The sequence below is a fragment of the Pseudomonas sp. P4_C3 genome (genome assembly GCF_056402075.1).
The window spans coordinates 21,720-41,651 of sequence record NZ_JBFUIC010000012.1 but is presented as its reverse complement, the minus strand read 5'-3'; the positions used below and the strand labels follow the sequence as shown (position 1 = coordinate 41,651).

The 19,932-nt window shown below is 58.2% G+C and carries 18 protein-coding genes and 2 tRNA genes; 19 read left to right on the top strand and 1 reads right to left on the bottom strand.

Annotated features, from left to right (window positions below; translation table 11 throughout):
• The first annotated feature begins 1 nt into the window (after position 1).
• From dapB to AC1DVH_RS04630, 5 genes are all read left to right on the top strand, one after another.
• Positions 2–805 carry a 4-hydroxy-tetrahydrodipicolinate reductase gene (gene dapB, locus AC1DVH_RS04650; protein ID WP_057716481.1) on the top strand — a complete coding sequence of 268 codons (804 nt, stop codon included), beginning with the start codon at positions 2–4 and terminating at the stop codon, positions 803–805.
• 259 nt (positions 806–1,064) lie between these two features.
• A complete protein-coding gene (carA, locus tag AC1DVH_RS04645) occupies positions 1,065–2,201 on the top strand; it encodes a glutamine-hydrolyzing carbamoyl-phosphate synthase small subunit (protein WP_046038697.1) in 1,137 nt (378 codons plus the stop codon).
• A 118-nt stretch (positions 2,202–2,319) separates the two neighbouring features.
• The gene (gene carB, locus AC1DVH_RS04640; RefSeq protein WP_477752815.1) at positions 2,320–5,541 is read left to right on the top strand and encodes a carbamoyl-phosphate synthase large subunit; all 3,222 of its coding nucleotides are present in this window, start codon (positions 2,320–2,322) and stop codon (positions 5,539–5,541) included.
• A 2-nt stretch (positions 5,542–5,543) separates the two neighbouring features.
• A complete protein-coding gene (gene greA, locus AC1DVH_RS04635) occupies positions 5,544–6,020 on the top strand; it encodes a transcription elongation factor GreA (RefSeq protein WP_477752823.1) in 477 nt (158 codons plus the stop codon).
• Between the two features lie 28 nt (positions 6,021–6,048).
• Positions 6,049–6,453 (top strand): MFS transporter, encoded by a 405-nt coding sequence (locus tag AC1DVH_RS04630; RefSeq protein WP_477752822.1) that lies wholly within the window; start codon positions 6,049–6,051, stop codon positions 6,451–6,453.
• Positions 6,454–6,462: 9 nt separating this feature from the next.
• Here the strand turns inward: AC1DVH_RS04630 and AC1DVH_RS04625 are convergent, their stop codons facing one another.
• Positions 6,463–6,771 carry a YhbY family RNA-binding protein gene (locus AC1DVH_RS04625; RefSeq protein WP_007942889.1) on the bottom strand — a complete coding sequence of 103 codons (309 nt, stop codon included), beginning with the start codon at positions 6,769–6,771 and terminating at the stop codon, positions 6,463–6,465.
• Positions 6,772–6,876: 105 nt separating this feature from the next.
• On the opposite strand from AC1DVH_RS04625, the gene rlmE reads away from it, so the two are divergent.
• The 14 genes from rlmE (at position 6,877) to rpsO (ending at position 19,911) form a co-directional block, all read left to right on the top strand.
• Complete coding sequence (rlmE, locus tag AC1DVH_RS04620; RefSeq protein ID WP_429368067.1) at positions 6,877–7,509, top strand: 23S rRNA (uridine(2552)-2'-O)-methyltransferase RlmE; 633 nt, start codon at positions 6,877–6,879, stop codon at positions 7,507–7,509.
• Between the two features lie 199 nt (positions 7,510–7,708).
• The gene (ftsH, locus tag AC1DVH_RS04615; protein WP_057398827.1) at positions 7,709–9,619 is read left to right on the top strand and encodes an ATP-dependent zinc metalloprotease FtsH; all 1,911 of its coding nucleotides are present in this window, start codon (positions 7,709–7,711) and stop codon (positions 9,617–9,619) included.
• 8 nt (positions 9,620–9,627) lie between these two features.
• Positions 9,628–10,479 carry a dihydropteroate synthase gene (gene folP, locus AC1DVH_RS04610; RefSeq protein ID WP_477752814.1) on the top strand — a complete coding sequence of 284 codons (852 nt, stop codon included), beginning with the start codon at positions 9,628–9,630 and terminating at the stop codon, positions 10,477–10,479.
• A gap of 16 nt (positions 10,480–10,495) precedes the next feature.
• Positions 10,496–11,833: a phosphoglucosamine mutase gene (glmM, locus tag AC1DVH_RS04605; RefSeq protein ID WP_477752813.1), complete on the top strand. Its 1,338-nt coding sequence runs from the start codon at positions 10,496–10,498 to the stop codon at positions 11,831–11,833.
• A gap of 66 nt (positions 11,834–11,899) precedes the next feature.
• The gene (gene tpiA / locus AC1DVH_RS04600; protein WP_477752812.1) at positions 11,900–12,655 is read left to right on the top strand and encodes a triose-phosphate isomerase; all 756 of its coding nucleotides are present in this window, start codon (positions 11,900–11,902) and stop codon (positions 12,653–12,655) included.
• A 4-nt stretch (positions 12,656–12,659) separates the two neighbouring features.
• A complete protein-coding gene (gene secG, locus AC1DVH_RS04595) occupies positions 12,660–13,043 on the top strand; it encodes a preprotein translocase subunit SecG (RefSeq protein ID WP_017336473.1) in 384 nt (127 codons plus the stop codon).
• A 22-nt stretch (positions 13,044–13,065) separates the two neighbouring features.
• Positions 13,066–13,151, top strand: a tRNA-Leu gene (locus AC1DVH_RS04590).
• A gap of 97 nt (positions 13,152–13,248) precedes the next feature.
• Positions 13,249–13,325, top strand: a tRNA-Met gene (locus AC1DVH_RS04585).
• Positions 13,326–13,463: 138 nt separating this feature from the next.
• On the top strand, positions 13,464–13,922 hold the full coding sequence (gene rimP / locus AC1DVH_RS04580; protein WP_007973115.1) for a ribosome maturation factor RimP: 459 nt from the start codon (positions 13,464–13,466) through the stop codon (positions 13,920–13,922).
• A 59-nt stretch (positions 13,923–13,981) separates the two neighbouring features.
• Positions 13,982–15,463, top strand: coding sequence for a transcription termination factor NusA (gene nusA, locus AC1DVH_RS04575; protein WP_008057419.1), 1,482 nt, complete (start codon positions 13,982–13,984; stop codon positions 15,461–15,463).
• A 27-nt stretch (positions 15,464–15,490) separates the two neighbouring features.
• Complete coding sequence (gene infB, locus AC1DVH_RS04570; RefSeq protein ID WP_477752811.1) at positions 15,491–18,016, top strand: translation initiation factor IF-2; 2,526 nt, start codon at positions 15,491–15,493, stop codon at positions 18,014–18,016.
• A gap of 159 nt (positions 18,017–18,175) precedes the next feature.
• Entirely contained in the window at positions 18,176–18,577 is a 402-nt protein-coding gene (rbfA, locus tag AC1DVH_RS04565; protein WP_007973108.1) for a 30S ribosome-binding factor RbfA, read from the top strand.
• A gap of 3 nt (positions 18,578–18,580) precedes the next feature.
• Positions 18,581–19,498, top strand: a complete 918-nt coding sequence (truB, locus tag AC1DVH_RS04560; RefSeq protein ID WP_046038714.1) for a tRNA pseudouridine(55) synthase TruB — start codon at positions 18,581–18,583, stop codon at positions 19,496–19,498.
• Positions 19,499–19,641: 143 nt separating this feature from the next.
• Positions 19,642–19,911 carry a 30S ribosomal protein S15 gene (gene rpsO, locus AC1DVH_RS04555; RefSeq protein ID WP_347910535.1) on the top strand — a complete coding sequence of 90 codons (270 nt, stop codon included), beginning with the start codon at positions 19,642–19,644 and terminating at the stop codon, positions 19,909–19,911.
• Positions 19,912–19,932: the final 21 nt, after the last annotated feature.

The window sequence follows — 19,932 nt, the reverse complement described above, 5'->3', positions numbered from 1 at the left end:
CATGCGACGTATTGCAGTGATGGGCGCCGCCGGGCGCATGGGCAAGACCCTGATTGAAGCCGTGCAGCAAACTCCGGGCGCCGGTCTGACGGCGGCGGTGGATCGTCCCGACAGCACGTTGGTCGGTGCGGATGCCGGTGAGCTGGCTGCACTGGGTCGTATCGGTGTGCCTCTGTCCGGTGATCTGGATCGGGTGGTCGACGAGTTCGACGTGCTGATCGACTTCACTCACCCGACGGTGACCTTGAAGAACCTGGCTTTCTGCCGTAAGCACGGCAAGGCCATGATCATCGGTACCACCGGTTTCAGCGTTGAAGAAAAGCAGTTGCTGGCGGAAGCGGGCAAGGACATTCCGATTGTCTTCGCGGCCAACTTCAGTGTCGGGGTCAACCTGTGCCTGAAGTTGCTCGACACGGCAGCTCGCGTATTGGGCGACGATGTCGACATCGAAATCACCGAAGCTCACCATCGGCATAAAGTCGATGCGCCGTCCGGCACTGCCGTACGCATGGGCGAGGTGATTGCCGATGCGTTGGGCCGCGATCTGAAAAAGGTGGCGGTGTATGGTCGTGAAGGTCAGACCGGCGCTCGTGATCGTGAAACCATCGGTTTCGCCACGGTGCGTGCCGGCGACATCGTCGGTGATCACACTGTGCTGTTCGCCGCCGACGGCGAGCGTGTCGAGATCACTCACAAGGCGTCCAGTCGCATGACGTTCGCCAAGGGTGCGGTGCGTGCTGCATTGTGGCTGGACGGGCGCGAGCCTGGCCTTTACGACATGCAAGACGTGCTCGATCTGCGTTAAGATGCACCCGAAATCGGGCTCGCGCACAGCGTTTGAGCCCGGTTTTGTTCTGCCAAGCGACGTCCTGTCGCATTCTCCAGCCTTTAAGGCTCATTTGCGGTAGACCAAAAAGGCCTTTTTCTGTAAGCTACAGCTTTAGTGTGTCCACTAAAAGCGCGCAGAATAATTCAGTGAAGAAGCGGGGTGACGTGTCCATACGTCACTCCGCTTTTTTACAACCTGCGATCGCCCTTTCAGGCTTTATTTACGGGAGGTCTTCTTGACTAAGCCAGCCATACTCGCCCTTGCTGATGGCAGCATTTTTCGCGGCGAAGCCATTGGAGCCGACGGTCAAACCGTTGGTGAGGTGGTGTTCAACACCGCAATGACCGGCTATCAGGAAATCCTTACCGATCCTTCCTACGCCCAACAAATCGTTACCCTGACTTACCCGCACATCGGCAACACCGGCACCACGCCGGAAGACGCCGAGTCCAACCGCGTCTGGTCTGCCGGCCTGGTCATCCGTGACCTGCCACTGGTGGCGAGCAACTGGCGTAACACGATGTCCCTGTCCGACTACCTGAAGGCCAACAACGTTGTGGCCATCGCCGGTATCGACACCCGCCGCCTGACACGCATCCTGCGTGAAAAAGGCGCGCAGAACGGCTGCATCATGGCTGGCGACAACATTTCCGAAGCCGCCGCCATCGCCGCCGCCCAGGGTTTCCCTGGCCTCAAGGGCATGGACCTGGCGAAAGTCGTCAGCACCAAGGAAAGCTACGAGTGGCGCTCGACTGTCTGGGATCTGAAAACCGACAGCCACGCAACCATCGAAGCCTCCGAGCTGCCGTACCACGTGGTTGCCTACGACTACGGCGTCAAGGTGAACATCCTGCGCATGCTGGTCGAGCGCGGTTGCCGCGTGACCGTCGTGCCTGCACAAACGCCTGCTGCCGATGTGCTGGCACTGAAGCCGGACGGCGTGTTCCTGTCCAACGGCCCTGGTGATCCGGAGCCTTGCGACTACGCGATCCAGGCGATCAAGGACGTGCTGGAAACCGAGATTCCGGTCTTCGGTATCTGCCTCGGTCACCAACTGCTGGCCCTGGCCTCCGGCGCCAAGACCCTGAAAATGGGTCACGGCCACCACGGTGCCAACCACCCCGTCCAGGACCTGGACAGCGGCGTAGTGATGATCACCAGCCAGAACCACGGTTTTGCGGTAGACGAAGCGACCCTGCCAGCCAACGTCCGCGCGATTCACAAATCGCTGTTCGACGGCACCCTGCAAGGTATCGAGCGTACCGACAAGAGCGCCTTCAGCTTCCAGGGTCACCCGGAAGCCAGCCCTGGCCCGAACGACGTAGCGCCATTGTTCGATCGCTTCATCACCGAGATGGCAAAGCGACGCTGATCGCTGGCCCTGATGTAGCGAAGCTTGAGGGTGGTCCCGACACCGGCGGCCCCCTCAAGGCTTCAGAGATTGAACAAGACGGCTTGCCGACTGACCTGCGGATTTGAGTGACAAACCCATGCCAAAACGTACAGACATTAAAAGCATCCTGATTCTTGGCGCTGGCCCGATCGTGATCGGCCAGGCCTGTGAATTCGACTACTCCGGCGCCCAGGCCTGTAAAGCCCTGCGCGAGGAGGGTTACCGSGTCATCCTSGTSAACTCCAACCCGGCCACCATCATGACCGACCCGGCCATGGCCGACGCCACCTACATCGAGCCGATCAAGTGGCAGACCGTTGCCAAGATCATCGAGAAAGAGCGTCCGGACGCGCTGCTGCCGACCATGGGTGGCCAGACCGCCCTGAACTGCGCCCTGGACCTGGAGCGCGAAGGCGTTCTGGAGAAGTTCGGCGTAGAGATGATCGGTGCCAACGCCGACACCATCGACAAGGCTGAAGATCGTTCGCGTTTCGACAAGGCGATGAAATCCATCGGCCTGGCGTGCCCGCGTTCCGGTATCGCCCACAGCATGGAAGAGGCCAATGCGGTCCTCGAGAAGCTCGGCTTCCCGTGCATCATCCGTCCGTCCTTCACCATGGGCGGCACCGGTGGCGGTATCGCTTACAATCGTGAAGAGTTCGAAGAAATCTGCGCCCGTGGTCTGGACCTGTCGCCAACCAAGGAACTGCTGATCGACGAATCGCTGATCGGCTGGAAAGAGTATGAGATGGAGGTTGTCCGCGATAAGAAGGACAACTGCATCATCGTCTGCTCCATCGAAAACTTCGACCCGATGGGCGTGCACACCGGTGACTCGATCACCGTGGCTCCGGCACAGACCCTGACCGACAAGGAATACCAGATCCTGCGTAACGCCTCCCTGGCGGTACTGCGCGAGATCGGCGTGGAAACCGGCGGTTCCAACGTTCAGTTCGGTATCTGCCCGAACACCGGCCGCATGGTCGTGATCGAGATGAACCCGCGTGTATCCCGTTCCTCGGCACTGGCTTCGAAAGCCACCGGCTTCCCGATCGCCAAGGTCGCGGCCAAGCTGGCTGTAGGCTACACCCTCGACGAACTGTCGAACGACATCACCGGCGGCAAGACACCGGCGTCCTTCGAGCCGTCCATCGACTACGTTGTCACCAAGCTGCCACGTTTCGCTTTCGAGAAGTTCCCCAAGGCTGACGCGCGCCTGACCACTCAGATGAAGTCGGTGGGTGAAGTCATGGCCATCGGCCGTACCTTCCAGGAATCCCTGCAGAAAGCCCTGCGCGGTCTGGAAGTGGGCGTTTGCGGTCTGGACGAGAAGGTTGATCTGGCCAACCCGGAAAGCATGAGCGTACTCAAGCGCGAGCTGACCGTGCCGGGTGCCGAGCGTATCTGGTACGTGGCGGACGCAATGCGCGCCGGCATGACCGTCGAAGACATCTTCGGCATGACCATGATCGACCCTTGGTTCCTGGTGCAGATGGAAGACCTGATCAAGGAAGAAGAGAAGGTCAAGACCCTGGGTCTGACCAGCATCGACCGCGATCTGATGTTCCGCCTCAAGCGCAAAGGCTTCTCCGATATGCGCCTGGCCAAATTGCTGGGTGTGACCGAGAAGAGCCTGCGTGCTCACCGTCACAAACTGGAAATCTTCCCGGTCTACAAGCGCGTCGACACCTGCGCTGCCGAGTTCGCCACCGATACTGCTTACCTGTACTCGACGTACGAGGAAGAGTGCGAAGCGGCGCCATCGGGTCGTGACAAGATCATGATCCTGGGGGGCGGTCCTAACCGCATCGGCCAAGGCATCGAGTTCGACTACTGCTGCGTACACGCGGCACTGGCCCTGCGCGATGACGGCTACGAGACCATCATGGTCAACTGCAACCCGGAAACCGTTTCCACTGACTACGACACTTCCGATCGCCTGTACTTCGAACCAGTGACCCTGGAAGACGTGCTGGAAATCGTCCGCGTCGAGAAGCCGAAAGGCGTGATCGTCCAGTACGGCGGCCAGACTCCGCTGAAACTGGCGCGTGCCCTGGAAGCCGCCGGCGTGCCGATCATCGGCACCAGCCCTGATGCAATCGACCGCGCCGAAGACCGTGAGCGCTTCCAGCAGATGGTCCAGCGCCTGAACCTGCGTCAGCCGCCAAACGCCACCGTGCGCAGCGAAGACGAAGCGATTCGTGCCGCCGCCAAGATCGGTTACCCGCTGGTGGTGCGCCCGTCCTACGTACTGGGCGGGCGTGCGATGGAAATCGTCTACGAAGAAGAAGAACTCAAGCGCTACCTGCGTGAAGCGGTTCAAGTGTCCAACGACAGCCCGGTGCTGCTGGACCACTTCCTCAACTGCGCCATCGAAATGGACGTGGATGCGGTCTGCGACGGTAAAGATGTGGTGATCGGCGCGATCATGCAGCACATCGAGCAGGCTGGCGTTCACTCCGGTGACTCCGCATGCTCGCTGCCGCCGTACTCGCTGCCGGCGCACATCCAGGACGAGATGCGCGAACAGGTCAAGAAAATGGCCCTGGAACTCGGCGTGATCGGCCTGATGAACGTACAGTTGGCGCTGCAAGGCGACGACATCTACGTCATCGAAGTCAATCCGCGTGCTTCCCGTACTGTGCCGTTCGTGTCCAAGTGCATCGGTGTTTCCCTGGCAATGATCGCGGCTCGCGTCATGGCCGGTAAGACCTTGAAGGAAATCGGCTTCACCAAGGAAATCATCCCGAACTTCTACAGCGTGAAAGAGGCGGTGTTCCCGTTCGCCAAATTCCCTGGCGTTGACCCGATCCTCGGCCCAGAGATGAAGTCCACCGGTGAAGTGATGGGCGTGGGCGACACCTTCGGTGAAGCGTTCGCCAAGGCCCAGATGGGTGCCAGCGAAGTGCTGCCGACCGGTGGTACTGCGTTCATCAGCGTACGTGACGACGACAAGCCACTGGTTGCGGGCGTGGCCCGTGATCTGATCAACTTGGGCTTCGAAGTGGTCGCCACCGCCGGTACTGCCAAGCTGATCGAAGCGGCAGGCCTGAAAGTGCGCCGCGTGAACAAGGTGACCGAAGGTCGTCCGCACGTGGTCGACATGATCAAGAATGACGAAGTCACGCTGATCATCAACACCACCGAAGGGCGTCAGTCGATCGCTGATTCGTACTCCATTCGTCGTAATGCCCTGCAGCACAAGATTTACTGCACCACCACCATTGCTGCTGGCGAAGCCATCTGCGAAGCGCTGAAGTTCGGTCCCGAGAAGACCGTGCGCCGCTTGCAGGATCTACACGCAGGATTGAAGGCATGAGCATAACGAAGTACCCAATGACCGTTCAGGGCGCTCGCGCCCTGGAAGAAGAGCACACTCACCTGACYAAGGTCGTTCGTCCGAAGCTCAGCCAGGACATCGGTACGGCCCGCGAGTTGGGTGACTTGAAGGAAAACGCCKAATACCACGCTGCCCGCGAGCAGCAGGGTATGGTCGAGGCGCGGATCCGTGATATCGAAGGCCGGATTCAGAATCAGGTCATCATTGATGTCACGAGCATTCCGCACACCGGCAAAGTGATTTTCGGCACCACCGTTGAAATCGCCAACGTCGAGACGGATGAGCGCGTCACTTACCACATCGTGGGTGAGGATGAGGCTGACTTCAAACTCGGCAAAATTTCGGTCGGCTCGCCACTGGCTCGCGCCTTGATTGCCAAGGAAGAGGGTGATGTGGTTGCAGTCAAAACGCCTGGCGGCGTTATCGAGTACGAGATTGTCGAAGTTCGCCACATCTGAAGATCGGCGCCCGTTTCGTGCGGGCGCCATGCTTTGGCAGCTGACCCAGGTGTTGTGGGTCGGCGGCTTGTGGCTGTTGCAAATTGGTCTGTTGCCGGTGCTGGGGCGAATTGGCCTGGCGCCGCTGCTGATCGACGAAATCGCAGGCACGCTCAATACGTTGGTAGTGGGATTCGCCACGGCGTGTTTGATTTTTCAGGCTTTGGTGCTGATAAAGACCGAGGGCCTTGTCAGTCTATGGCGGGATATTCGCGGGAAACTGCTGTTGATGGCGCTGTATGCGTGCGCGATGTACTTCGCGGTGCGTTTCGGCTGGCCGGATGCCGTGCGTTGGCAGGCGTTCAGCTATCTTGTTCTGGGTTTTTCCGGACTGGTGCTGGTGTTGGAGCCGGTGCCGGGAGGGAGTGGCAGGGTGCGCGAAGCACACCCTTGACCCTTGTCATCACTTGAAGCGATGGACGTTCGACAGCTGCTTGTTGACGCTGAAGTTCTTGCGGTAGATCAGTGCCATCTTGCCGATGACCTGAACCAGATCCGCTTTGCCGACCTTGCAGAGCTCTGCAATGGACGCCAGGCGCGATTCGCGATCGAGGATGTTGAGCTTGATTTTGATCAGCTCGTGATCCGCCAAAGCGCGTTCGAGTTCGGCTAACACACCTTCAGTCAAACCATTGTCTGCCACAATCAAAACCGGTTTCAGATGGTGGCCAATGGATTTGTACTGTTTCTTCTGCTCTTGAGTGAGCGGCATAATCTGACCCCTGCGTCTGATCTTGTAAAAAGCGGCGGCCAGTTTACCCGAGCGAGTCCGGGACCGCCCAGTTAATCACGACCCGTTTTATTTCCGAGGTATCCCGTGGCCCGTTCCAAGACAAGCCTTAACTGGCTGAAAGAACATTTCAACGACCCATTCGTCAAAATGGCACAAAAAGACGGGTACCGTTCCCGCGCCAGCTACAAACTGCTGGAGATCCAGGAAAAGGACCGTCTGATCCGCCCGGGCATGAGCGTAATCGACCTTGGTGCGGCCCCCGGTGGGTGGTCCCAGGTGACCAGTCGTCTGATTGGTGGGCAGGGGACACTGATCGCTTCTGACATTCTGGAAATGGACAGTATCCCGGACGTAACCTTCATTCAGGGCGACTTTACCGAGGATGCCGTGCTGGCTCAGATCCTCGATGCCGTCGGAAATAAGGAAGTAGACCTTGTGATTTCCGACATGGCCCCCAATATGAGTGGATTACCGGCCGTGGACATGCCGCGAGCGATGTTCCTGTGCGAGTTGGCACTGGATCTTTCGACGCGGGTGCTCAAGCCCGGTGGTGATTTTTTGATCAAGATCTTCCAGGGCGAAGGCTTCGACGAATTCCACAAGAGCGTTCGCCAGCAGTTCGAGAAGGTGCAGATGCGCAAACCGACCTCGTCGCGCGACCGTTCTCGCGAGCAGTACCTGCTGGGCCGCGGTTTCCGCGGACGCAGTGAGGAATGAGTGAGTTTTCGATCGGGGTGATAGGATTTTTGTATTACGCCTTGTCAGAATTAGCGAATATTGTGTAGGAAGTGTTTCACAAAGGGTTACAGACGGCGCCTGCCAAGTTGTAGGTAATGTAGTAAGTTAGGCCGGTGAATATCATGCGAAGCGCGCGCCAGTAGCGGAGCTTGCTTCAGAGGGTAGTTAATTGAACGATATGGCAAAGAATCTGATCCTGTGGTTGATCATCGCGGCTGTCCTGGTGACGGTGATGAACAACTTCTCCAGCCCTAACGAGCCGCAGACCCTCAACTATTCCGACTTCATCCAGCAGGTCAAGGATGGCAAGGTCGAACGCGTGGCGGTTGATGGCTACGTGATTACCGGCAAGCGCAACGATGGCGACAGCTTCAAGACCATTCGCCCGGCGATCCAGGACAACGGCCTGATCGGYGACCTGGTGGATAACCACGTCGTGGTTGAAGGCAAACAGCCTGAACAGCAAAGCATCTGGACTCAACTTCTGGTCGCCAGCTTCCCGATCCTTGTGATCATCGCTGTGTTCATGTTCTTCATGCGGCAGATGCAGGGCGGTGCCGGTGGCAAGGGCGGGCCGATGAGCTTCGGTAAAAGCAAGGCGCGCCTGCTCTCCGAGGATCAGGTGAAAACTACCCTGGCTGACGTTGCCGGTTGCGACGAAGCCAAGGAAGAAGTCGGTGAGTTGGTCGAGTTCCTGCGCGATCCGGGCAAGTTCCAGCGCCTGGGTGGCCGCATTCCTCGCGGCGTGCTGATGGTTGGTCCTCCAGGTACCGGTAAAACCTTGATTGCCAAGGCGATTGCCGGCGAAGCCAAAGTGCCGTTCTTCACCATTTCCGGTTCCGACTTCGTCGAAATGTTCGTCGGTGTCGGTGCCAGCCGTGTTCGCGACATGTTCGAACAGGCCAAGAAGCACGCTCCATGCATCATCTTCATCGACGAAATCGATGCGGTCGGTCGCCATCGTGGTGCTGGCATGGGTGGTGGTCACGACGAGCGCGAGCAGACTCTCAACCAGTTGCTGGTCGAGATGGACGGCTTTGAAATGAATGACGGCATCATCGTGATCGCCGCAACCAACCGTCCTGATGTACTGGACCCTGCGTTGCTGCGTCCAGGCCGTTTCGACCGTCAGGTTGTTGTGGGGCTGCCGGACATCCGTGGTCGCGAACAGATTCTCAAGGTTCACATGCGCAAAGTGCCAATGGGCGACGACGTTGCTCCGGCCGTGATCGCTCGTGGTACTCCAGGCTTCTCCGGTGCTGACCTGGCCAATCTGGTGAACGAGGCATCGTTGTTCGCTGCTCGTGCCGGCAAGCGCATCGTCGAAATGAAAGAGTTCGAACTGGCCAAAGACAAGATCATGATGGGCGCCGAGCGCAAATCCATGGTCATGTCCGAGAAAGAAAAGCAGAACACCGCTTATCACGAAGCCGGCCACGCCATTGTTGGTCGCGTCGTACCTGAGCATGATCCGGTGTACAAGGTGTCGATCATCCCGCGCGGTCGTGCGCTGGGTGTAACCATGTTCCTGCCGGAAGAAGATCGTTACAGCCTGTCCAAGCGTGCGTTGATCAGCCAGATCTGCTCGCTGTACGGCGGTCGTATCGCTGAAGAAATGACCCTGGGCTTCGATGGCGTGACCACCGGTGCCTCCAACGACATCATGCGCGCCAGCCAGATTGCGCGGAATATGGTGACCAAGTGGGGTCTTTCGGAAAAACTCGGTCCGTTGATGTATGCCGAAGAAGAGGGTGAGGTATTCCTCGGTCGCGGCGGCGGTGGTCAGAATGCAAGCTTCTCCGGTGAGACAGCCAAGCTGATCGACTCCGAAGTGCGCAGCATCATCGATCAGTGCTATGGCACGGCGAAGCAGATTCTCACGGACAACCGTGACAAGCTCGATGCGATGGCCGATGCCTTGATGAAGTACGAGACAATCGATGCCGAGCAGATCGACGACATCATGGCGGGTCGTACGCCTCGCGAGCCGCGCGATTGGTCGGGTGGCACGGGTACTTCCGGCACCCCTCCGGTGGTGCAGGATGAGCGTCCGGAAACACCGATTGGCGGTCCTGCTGCTGACGTATAAGGTTTGAAATGACTTCTGTTCAGTCCTCGACCCGGTTGCCTTGCGGCAACCGGGTTCTTGATTTGGCCCAGACGCATGTCATGGGCATTCTCAATGTCACTCCTGATTCTTTCTCCGATGGTGGTCAATACAGCCAGCTCGACGCGGCCATGCGCCACGCCGAAGCCATGGTTGTGGCCGGCGCGACGCTGATCGATGTCGGTGGCGAATCCACCCGTCCTGGTGCCAGGGCGGTGTCGCCACTGGAAGAGCTGGAGCGCGTAGCGCCCATTGTCGAGCGCATCAGTCGCGAACTGGACGTCATCATCTCGGTCGACACCTCCACGCCAGCGGTCATGCGTGAAACTGCGCGCCTGGGTGCCGGGCTGATCAATGACGTACGTTCGTTGCGTCGCGATGGTGCCCTGGATGCTGCGGCGGCCACCGGGTTACCGGTTTGCCTGATGCATATGCTTGGAGAGCCAGGCGATATGCAGGACAATCCGCAGTATCAGGACGTTACAAGGGAAGTCGGTGAGTTTCTCGCCGAACGCATGCATCAGTGTTCATTGGTGKGAATTGCGGCTGAGCGGATCATTCTTGACCCCGGCTTTGGCTTCGCCAAAACCTTGCAGCACAATCTGAGTTTGTTCAAACATATGGAAGCCCTGCATGCCTTGGGGCGACCCCTGTTGGTCGGGGTTTCGCGAAAGAGCATGATTGGTCAGGCGTTGAATCGTCCGGTGGGAGACCGGCTGTATGGTGGTTTGGCGCTCGCGGCGCTGGCTTCGGCGAAAGGTGCGCGTATATTGCGCGTCCATGATGTAGCCGAAACAATGGATGTGGTGCGGATGATCGCCGCAGTGGAATCAGCCGAATAAGAATGATGGAGCACTTATGAGCAAAAAATATTTTGGCACCGATGGTATTCGTGGGCGTGTCGGTGAATACCCGATTACTCCTGATTTCATGCTCAAGCTCGGCTGGGCTGCAGGTATGGCGTTCCGCAAGATGGGCGCCTGCAAGGTATTGGTAGGTAAGGACACCCGGATCTCCGGCTACATGTTCGAGTCCGCGCTTGAAGCGGGACTGACGTCGGCAGGTGCTGATGTGATGCTTCTGGGGCCTATGCCGACCCCGGCGATTGCTTACCTGACGCGTACCTTCCATGCCGAAGCTGGCATCGTGATCAGTGCGTCGCACAATCCGCATGATGACAATGGCATCAAGTTCTTCTCCGGCAATGGCACCAAGCTGCCGGATGAGGTCGAGCACATGATCGAAGAGCTGCTCGATACCCCAATGACTGTGGTTGAGTCGAGCAAGATCGGCAAGGTGTCGCGAATCAATGACGCGTCGGGTCGGTATATCGAATTCTGCAAGAGCAGTGTGCCGACCGGTACCAGCTTTACCGGCCTCAAGATTGTGATCGACTGCGCCCATGGTGCGACCTATAAAGTGGCGCCGAGTGTGTTTCGTGAGTTGGGTGCCGAAGTCGTGGTCTTGTCCGCGCAGCCCAACGGTTTGAATATCAATGACAACTGCGGCTCGACCCATATGGGGCAACTGCAGGCCGCTGTGCTGGCTGAACACGCCGATCTGGGTATCGCCTTCGATGGTGATGGCGACCGGGTGTTGATGGTGGATCACACGGGGGCCATCGTCGATGGTGATGAGTTGCTGTTCATCATTGCTCGCGACCTGCATGAGCGAGACAAGCTGCAAGGTGGTGTAGTCGGTACACTGATGAGCAACCTGGGATTGGAGTTGGCCTTGGCCGACCTGGGGATTCCATTTGTCCGCGCCAATGTTGGTGATCGTTATGTGATTGCTGATCTGCTGGAGCGTAACTGGCTGGTCGGTGGCGAAAATTCGGGTCATATCGTTTGCTTCAATTACACCACCACTGGTGATGCGATTATCGCCGCGTTGCAGGTGCTGAAGGCGTTGAAAGCCCGTGCGCAAGGTTTGGCTGAAGCTCGTCAGGCGCTGCGCAAATGCCCTCAGGTGCTGATCAATGTGCGATTCGGTGGCGGCGCAAACCCACTCGACCATCCGTCGGTCAAGGAAGCCAGCGAGCGTGTGACCAAGGCCATGGCGGGTCGGGGGCGCGTGCTGTTGCGCAAGTCCGGAACCGAACCGCTGGTGCGTGTGATGGTCGAAGGCGAAGACGAAACGCAGGTTCGTGGCTATGCCGAAGAGCTGGCAAAACTGGTTACTGAAGTTTCTGCCTGAATTCGGCTTGCCAGCCATGATTGTGTTGGGTAACATCTGCGCCCACTTTGACCGACGAGGTACAGCATGCGTCGCCCTATGGTAGCTGGTAACTGGAAGATGCACGGTACCCGCGCCAGCGTCGCTGAGCTGATCAACGGCCTTCGTGACTTGGCCTTGCCGAGCAGTGTTGATGTCGCGGTATTCCCGCCTTTCCTGCATATCAATCAAGTGATTGATGGCCTGGAAGGAAAGTCGATTTCGGTCGGCGCGCAGAATTCTGCGGTGGAATCCGGGCAAGGTGCGTTGACTGGTGAAGTTGCAGCGAGTCAGTTGGTGGATGCAGGTTGTTCCCTGGTACTTGTCGGGCACTCCGAACGCCGCCAGATCATGGGCGAGCAGGACGCAGTGCTGATCCGCAAGTTCGCAGCGGCACAGGCATGTGGCTTGATTCCGGTGTTGTGCATAGGGGAAACCCTTGAGCAGCGTGAAGCCGGAAAGACTCTTGAGGTTGTCTCGCGTCAGCTGGGCAGTATCATCGAGGAGCTGGGTGTCGGTGCCTTTGCCAAGGCAGTGATCGCTTACGAGCCGGTCTGGGCCATTGGCACCGGGCTGACTGCAACGCCACAACAGGCGCAGGATGTGCACGCAGCCATTCGCGCCCAGTTGGCGGCAGAGAATTCTGAGGTCGCACAAGGTGTGCGGCTTCTATACGGCGGCAGCGTGAAGGCGGCCAATGCGGTCGAACTGTTCGGCATGCCGGATATCGATGGGGGCCTGATTGGTGGGGCTTCCCTGAATGCAGATGAGTTCGGTGCGATTTGTCGCGCCGCGGGAAACTGAAAAAATGCTGGAAACAGTCGTAGTCGTTTTTCATCTGCTGGGTGCATTGGGCGTAGTAGCTCTGGTTTTGCTGCAGCAGGGTAAAGGTGCGGATGCTGGCGCGTCTTTCGGAGCAGGTGCTTCAAATACTGTGTTCGGAAGCCAAGGTTCCTCTACCTTTCTTAGTAAGTTTACTGCTATACTTGCCGCAGGTTTTTTCATAACCAGCTTGGGGTTAGGTTACTTTGCTAAAGAGAAGGCTCACCAGCTGACTCAAGTAGGTCTCCCAAATCCAGCGGTACTGGAAGTTCCAAAGCAACAACCGGCTTCTGATGATGTCCCGGTGCTTCAAGAGCAAAAGTCGGCTACCCCAGCGACTGACGTGCCTCCAGCTCAAGAGCAGAAGTAAGAAGGGTTCCAAACGTAGTATTGCCGAGGTGGTGGAATTGGTAGACACGCAACCTTGAGGTGGTTGTGCCCATAGGGTGTAGGGGTTCGAGTCCCCTTCTCGGTACCAATTAGTCAGGAGAGCCCGCTGTTGCGGGCTTTCTTGCAGGTGGAAGGTTACATTGACCCTGTAGGGGATCGGTCGTATACTTCCGCCCCAGCTTTGTCGCGGGGTGGAGCAGTCTGGTAGCTCGTCGGGCTCATAACCCGAAGGTCGTCGGTTCAAATCCGGCCCCCGCAACCAGTTTAAGGAGCCCCTTTTAAGGGGCTTTTTGTTAGCTGGACACTTTCAACGCCGCTGTTCGACGGCGTTTCAAGGATGGGCGTTTCGCCCATTTTTTTATTTTGCATAGCATGCACATACATGCACTAGGGGGTTCAGGTGTCGAGCAAGCTAGAAGAGTTGCAGGCCTTGCTGGCCCCGGTGGTCGTGGCCCTAGGCTATGAATGCTGGGGTATCGAGTTTTCGGCTCAGGGTCGTCACTCGATGTTGCGCGTTTATATCGATAAAGAAGGCGGCGTGCTGGTGGACGATTGCGCCATCGTCAGCCGTCAGATCAGCGGTGTGCTGGATGTTGAAGATCCAATTTCCGTTGAATACACCCTTGAAGTTTCCTCGCCTGGCATGGAACGCCCGCTGTTCACTCTTGAGCAGTTTGCAAAATTTGCCGGTGAACAAGTGAAGATCAAGCTGCGCTCGCCTTTTGAAGGACGACGCAACTTTCAGGGCCTTCTGCGCGGCGTAGAAGAGCAGGATGTCGTGGTGCAGGTAGAAGACCATGAGTTCCTGTTGCCGATCGATATGATCGACAAGGCCAACATTATTCCCAGTTTTGACTGAGGCGTGCCAGATACTGCGGATCCCGCGGATCCAATGGCTTGCGAAAGGCGAGGCGTACGATGAGCAAAGAAGTACTGCTGGTTGTTGAGTCGGTATCCAATGAAAAGGGCGTACCGGCAAACGTTATTTTTGAAGCGCTGGAGCTGGCTCTGGCCACTGCTACCAAAAAGCGTTTCGAAGACGAAGTTGATTTGCGTGTGGAAATCAATCGCCACACTGGTGCATACGAGACATTCCGTCGCTGGACGGTCGTCGAAGAAGCAGACCTGGACGATCCGGCCATCGAAACCTGGCCGAGCAAGGTTGCCGAAACGCATCCTGGCGCCAAGGTCGGTGATGTCGTAGAAGAGAAAATCGAGTCCATCGAGTTCGGCCGCATCGCTGCACAGACTGCCAAGCAAGTCATTGTGCAGAAAGTTCGCGAAGCCGAGCGCGCTCAGGTGGTTGACGCTTACCGCGAGCGCCTGGGTGAAATCATCTCCGGCACCGTGAAAAAAGTCACCCGCGACAACGTGATCGTTGATCTGGGTAACAACGCTGAAGCGTTGCTGGCTCGTGAAGACATCATTTCTCGCGAAACTTTCCGGGTTGGCGTGCGTCTGCGTGCGCTGCTCAAGGAAATCCGCACCGAGAACCGCGGCCCGCAGTTGATCCTGTCGCGCACCGCGCCGGAAATGCTGATCGAGTTGTTCCGCATCGAAGTGCCGGAAATTGCCGAAGGCCTGATCGAAGTGATGGCTGCGTCCCGTGATCCGGGTTCGCGCGCCAAGATCGCCGTTCGCTCCAAGGACAAACGCATCGACCCGCAGGGCGCTTGCATCGGTATGCGCGGTTCGCGCGTCCAGGCAGTGTCGGGTGAGTTGGGCGGTGAGCGTGTTGACATCGTTCTGTGGGACGACAACCCGGCTCAGTTCGTGATCAACGCCATGTCCCCGGCCGAGGTTGCGGCAATTATCGTTGACGAAGATGCCCACGCAATGGACATCGCCGTTGGCGCAGACAATCTGGCTCAGGCCATCGGTCGCGGTGGTCAGAACGTGCGTCTGGCTAGCCAGTTGACTGGCTGGACCCTGAACGTGATGACCGAATCGGACATCCAGGCTAAACAGCAAGCAGAAACCGGCGACATCCTGCGCAACTTCATCGACGAGCTGGAAGTCGACGAAGATCTGGCGCAGGTGCTGGTGGACGAAGGCTTTACCAGCCTGGAAGAGATTGCCTACGTACCGTTGGAAGAAATGCTCAACATCGACGGCTTTGACGAAGACACCGTCAACGAGCTTCGCGCTCGGGCCAAGGATCGCTTGTTGACTAAAGCCATCGCTACTGAGGAAAAGCTGGCAGACGCCCATCCGGCCGAAGACCTGCTCTCGCTTGAGGGTATGGACAAGGATTTGGCGATGGAACTGGCGGTGCGCGGCGTAATTACCCGCGAAGACCTGGCCGAGCAGTCTATTGACGACCTGCTCGACATCGACGGCATTGACGATGATCGTGCCGGCAAGTTGATCATGGCCGCCCGAGCCCACTGGTTCGAGTAATTAGGCGCGGCCTGAGGAGAGAAGTGCATGACGCAAGTCACGGTGAAACAACTGGCCGATGAGGTCAAAACACCGGTAGAGCGCCTGTTGCAGCAGATGCGTGAGGCAGGTCTGCCGCACACCGCCGCCGAAGAACATGTGACTGACAGTGAGAAGCAATCGTTGCTGACTCACTTGAAAAGCAGCCACAAGGCGAAAGTGGAAGAACCACGCAAGATTACGCTGCAGCGTAAAACCACCAGCACCCTGCGGGTTGCTGGCAGCAAAAGCATCAGCGTTGAAGTACGCAAGAAGAAAGTCTTCGTACAGCGCAGCCCGGAAGAAATCGAAGCCGAGCGCAAGCGTGAACTGGATGAACGTCGCGCAGTAGAAAATGCTGCTCGTCAGAAGGCTGAAGAAGAAGCCAAGCGTCKCGCCGAAGAAGAAGCGCGTCGCCAGCCTGCTGCTGCGCCGACCGCTCAAGCCGTACCTGTTGCAGCGCTTGCTGTGGTGGCCGAGCCAGTTCGCGAAAGCGCACCGGTTGTGGCAGCCGCTCCAGCTCCTGCGGCCGATACCCGCAAGCGCGACGAACAGCGTCGTCCGGACAAGCCACGTGCCGACGACAACAGTCGTCGCGGTAGCGGCGATGGCGAGCGCAAAAACGCTCCGCATCGTGCTTCGGTCAAGGAAAAGGCGCCGGCTCCACGCGTCGCCCCACGTACTACCGACGAAGAAAGCGATGGCTTCCGTCGTGGTGGTCGTGGCAAGGCCAAGCTGAAGAAGCGCAACGCCCACGGTTTCCAGAGCCCGACCGGCCCTGTCGTGCGCGAAGTGAAGATCGGCGAGACCATCACTGTTGGCGATCTCGCCCAGCAGATGTCGGTGAAGGCTGCTGAAATCATCAAGTTCATGTTCAAACTGGGTACTCCAGCGACCATCAACCAGGTACTGGATCAGGAAACTRCTCAACTGGTTGCCGAAGAGCTGGGCCACAAAGTGACCCTGGTCAGCGACACCGCCCTGGAAGATTCCCTGGCCGAGTCCCTGAAGTTTGAAGGCGAGGCAGTTTCCCGTGCACCAGTCGTGACCGTAATGGGCCACGTTGACCACGGTAAGACTTCCCTGCTCGACTACATCCGTCGTGCCAAGGTAGCTGCTGGCGAAGCCGGCGGTATCACCCAGCACATCGGTGCGTACCACGTTGAAACCGACCGTGGCATGGTGACGTTCCTCGACACCCCTGGTCACGCCGCGTTTACCGCAATGCGTGCCCGTGGTGCCAAGGCGACCGACATCGTGATCCTGGTGGTGGCGGCGGACGACGGCGTGATGCCGCAGACCATCGAAGCTGTTCAGCATGCCAAGGCCGCGGGTGTTCCGCTGGTCGTCGCGGTGAACAAGATCGACAAGCCGGGCGCCGATCTCGATCGCATCCGTAGCGAATTGTCGGTTCACGGCGTGACGTCGGAAGAGTGGGGTGGTGACACGCCGTTCRTACCGGTCTCGGCGAAGATGGGTACTGGCGTCGACGAACTGCTCGAAGCTGTTCTGCTGCAAGCCGAAGTCCTGGAACTGACCGCAACTCCGTCGGCTCCTGGTCGTGGCGTCGTGGTTGAATCCCGTCTGGACAAGGGCCGTGGCCCGGTGGCTACCGTTCTGGTTCAAGACGGTACCCTGCGTCAGGGCGACATGGTCCTGGTCGGTTCGAACTATGGCCGCGTTCGCGCCATGCTCGACGAGAACGGCAAGCCAATCAAGGAAGCCGGTCCGGCCATCCCTGTCGAGATCCTCGGCCTGGACGGTACCCCGGATGCTGGCGACGAGATGAGCGTGGTTGCCGACGAGAAGAAAGCCCGTGAAGTGGCTCTGTTCCGTCAAGGCAAGTTCCGCGAAGTCAAACTGGCTCGCGCTCACGCCGGCAAGCTGGAAAACATCTTCGAAAATATGGGTCAGGAAGAGAAGAAGACGCTCAACATCGTCCTCAAATCCGACGTCCGTGGTTCGCTCGAAGCGTTGAACGGTGCCTTGAACGGCCTGGGTAACGACGAAGTGCAAGTGCGCGTGGTCGGTGGCGGCGTCGGTGGTATCACCGAATCCGATGCCAACCTGGCACTGGCCTCCAACGCTGTACTGTTCGGCTTCAACGTGCGTGCCGATGCCGGCGCGCGCAAGATCGTCGAGCAGGAAGGTCTGGATATGCGTTACTACAACGTGATCTACGACATCATCGAAGACGTCAAGAAAGCCCTGACCGGTATGCTCGGCAGCGATGTTCGCGAGAACATCCTGGGTATCGCCGAAGTGCGTGACGTGTTCCGTTCGCCGAAGTTTGGCGCGATCGCCGGTTGCATGGTTATCGAAGGTGTTGTGCACCGTAACCGTCCAATCCGTGTACTGCGTGAAGACATCGTTATCTTCGAAGGCGAGCTGGAATCCCTGCGCCGCTTCAAGGATGACGCTTCCGAAGTACGTGCCGGCATGGAATGCGGTATCGGCGTGAAGAGCTACAACGACGTTAAAGTCGGTGACAAGATCGAAGTCTTCGAGAAGGTGCAGGTTGCTCGCAGCCTCTAATTCGCGCACTTCAGGAGCCGTGACGGGTCGTCGCATGCAAATGCGCAGTTCGTCACCAGGACTCTAAACGCAACGCCCGGTCTGGCTTTTGTCAGGCCGGGCGTTTGCCGCTTTCAGACCTCACGGGTTTCACCGTGGGGCAGTAACAGGTAACAAGACATGGCAAAAGAATATAGCCGTACCCAACGCATCGGCGATCAGATGCAGCGTGAGCTGGCACAACTGATCCGTCGTGAAGTCAAAGACCCGCGCGTCGGCCTGGTCACCATTACCGCAGTGGAAGTCAGCCGTGACGTCGGTCACGCCAAGATCTTCATCACCGTGATGGGGCAGGACAGCGCCGAAGAAATCGCACAAAGCATCAAGGTGCTCAACTCCGCCGCCGGTTTCCTGCGCATGCAGCTGGCTCGCGAGATGAAGCTGCGCAGCGTTCCACAGCTGCACTTCCACTACGACGAAAGCGTCGTGCGTGGTGCGCATCTGTCGGCATTGATCGAGCGCGCAGTGGCTGAAGACAATCAGCATCCGGTTGCGGCAGAAGCCGAAGACACCAAGGAGTAATCGGTGGCTCAGGTCAAACGTATCCGTCGTAACGTCAGCGGCATTATCCTTCTCGACAAGCCGCTGGGGTTCACCTCCAACGCGGCCTTGCAGAAGGTTCGCTGGTTGCTGAACGCCGAAAAGGCCGGTCATACCGGCAGTCTCGATCCCTTGGCCACCGGCGTGTTGCCGCTGTGCTTCGGCGAAGCCACCAAGTTCTCGCAATACCTGCTCGACTCCGACAAGGGTTATGAAACCCTGGCGCAACTGGGCAAGACCACCACCACGGCGGATGCCGAAGGTGAAGTTTTGCAGGAGCGCCCGGTGACCGTTGGTCGCCCCGATGTCGAGGCGGTACTGCCGAAATTTCGTGGRCAAATCAGTCAGATACCGCCGATGTACTCGGCGCTCAAGCGTGATGGCCAGCCGCTGTACAAGCTGGCGCGTGCAGGCGAAGTAGTGGAGCGCGAACCGCGTTCTGTTACTATTACGCGCTTGGAATTGCTGGCCTTCGAAGGTGATACTGCGCGGCTGGCGGTGGATTGCACTAAAGGCACCTATATCCGCACCCTGGTGGAGGATATCGGTGAGCAACTCGGTTGTGGTGCTTACGTTGCAGAACTGCGACGTACCCAGGCCGGGCCATTCACCCTGGCGCAGACGGTTACCCTCGAAGAGCTGGAAGCGGTACATGCCGAAGGCGGCAACGAAGCGGTCGATCGCTTCCTGATGCCATCGGACAGCGGCCTGCTGGATTGGCCACTGTTGCAGTTCTCGGAAGCGAGTGCGTTCTACTGGCTCAACGGCCAGCCGGTACGTGCCCCGGATGCTCCGAAGTTCGGCATGGTGCGGGTACAGGATCACAATGGTCGCTTCATCGGTATCGGTGAAGTGAGCGAAGACGGGCGCATCGCGCCGCGTCGACTGATTCGGTCAGAATGACCGGAAACCAGCTTGTGTCAAAGCAGGCTGGCGAGGGTGGCTGTCAACAGGCACGGTCACTACTCATTTTTAGATACAGGGATTTGTCCCTGGCCTGTTGAAACTGTTTTTCTGAAACAGTTTCCTGATAAAAGGATTGCCTCATGGCTCTCGACGTTCAAGAAAAAGCTCAAATCGTAACTGACTACCAGCAAGCTGTTGGTGACACCGGTTCGCCAGAAGTGCAAGTTGCACTGCTGACCGCCAACATCAACAAGCTGCAAGGTCACTTCAAGGCCAACGGTAAAGACCACCACTCCCGTCGTGGTCTGATCCGCATGGTTAACCAGCGTCGTAAGCTGCTGGACTACCTGAAAGGCAAGGATCTGGGTCGCTATCAGACTCTGATCGGTCGCCTGGGTCTGCGTCGCTAATAAGCGATTGCGCTAGAGGTT

Excerpts from the sequence above, each read along its gene's own strand:
- dapB (WP_057716481.1), top strand. The coding sequence starts at position 2 with ATGCGACGTATTGCAGTGATGGGCGCCGCCGGGCGCATGGGCAAGACC.
- AC1DVH_RS04630 (WP_477752822.1), top strand. The coding sequence starts at position 6,049 with ATGCTTTGGCAGCTGACCCAGGTGTTGTGGGTCGGCGGCTTGTGGCTG.
- AC1DVH_RS04625 (WP_007942889.1), bottom strand. The coding sequence starts at position 6,771 with ATGCCGCTCACTCAAGAGCAGAAGAAACAGTACAAATCCATTGGCCAC.
- glmM (WP_477752813.1), top strand. The coding sequence starts at position 10,496 with ATGAGCAAAAAATATTTTGGCACCGATGGTATTCGTGGGCGTGTCGGT.
- tpiA (WP_477752812.1), top strand. The coding sequence starts at position 11,900 with ATGCGTCGCCCTATGGTAGCTGGTAACTGGAAGATGCACGGTACCCGC.
- secG (WP_017336473.1), top strand. The coding sequence starts at position 12,660 with ATGCTGGAAACAGTCGTAGTCGTTTTTCATCTGCTGGGTGCATTGGGC.
- nusA (WP_008057419.1), top strand. The coding sequence starts at position 13,982 with ATGAGCAAAGAAGTACTGCTGGTTGTTGAGTCGGTATCCAATGAAAAG.
- rbfA (WP_007973108.1), top strand. The coding sequence starts at position 18,176 with ATGGCAAAAGAATATAGCCGTACCCAACGCATCGGCGATCAGATGCAG.
- rpsO (WP_347910535.1), top strand. The coding sequence starts at position 19,642 with ATGGCTCTCGACGTTCAAGAAAAAGCTCAAATCGTAACTGACTACCAG.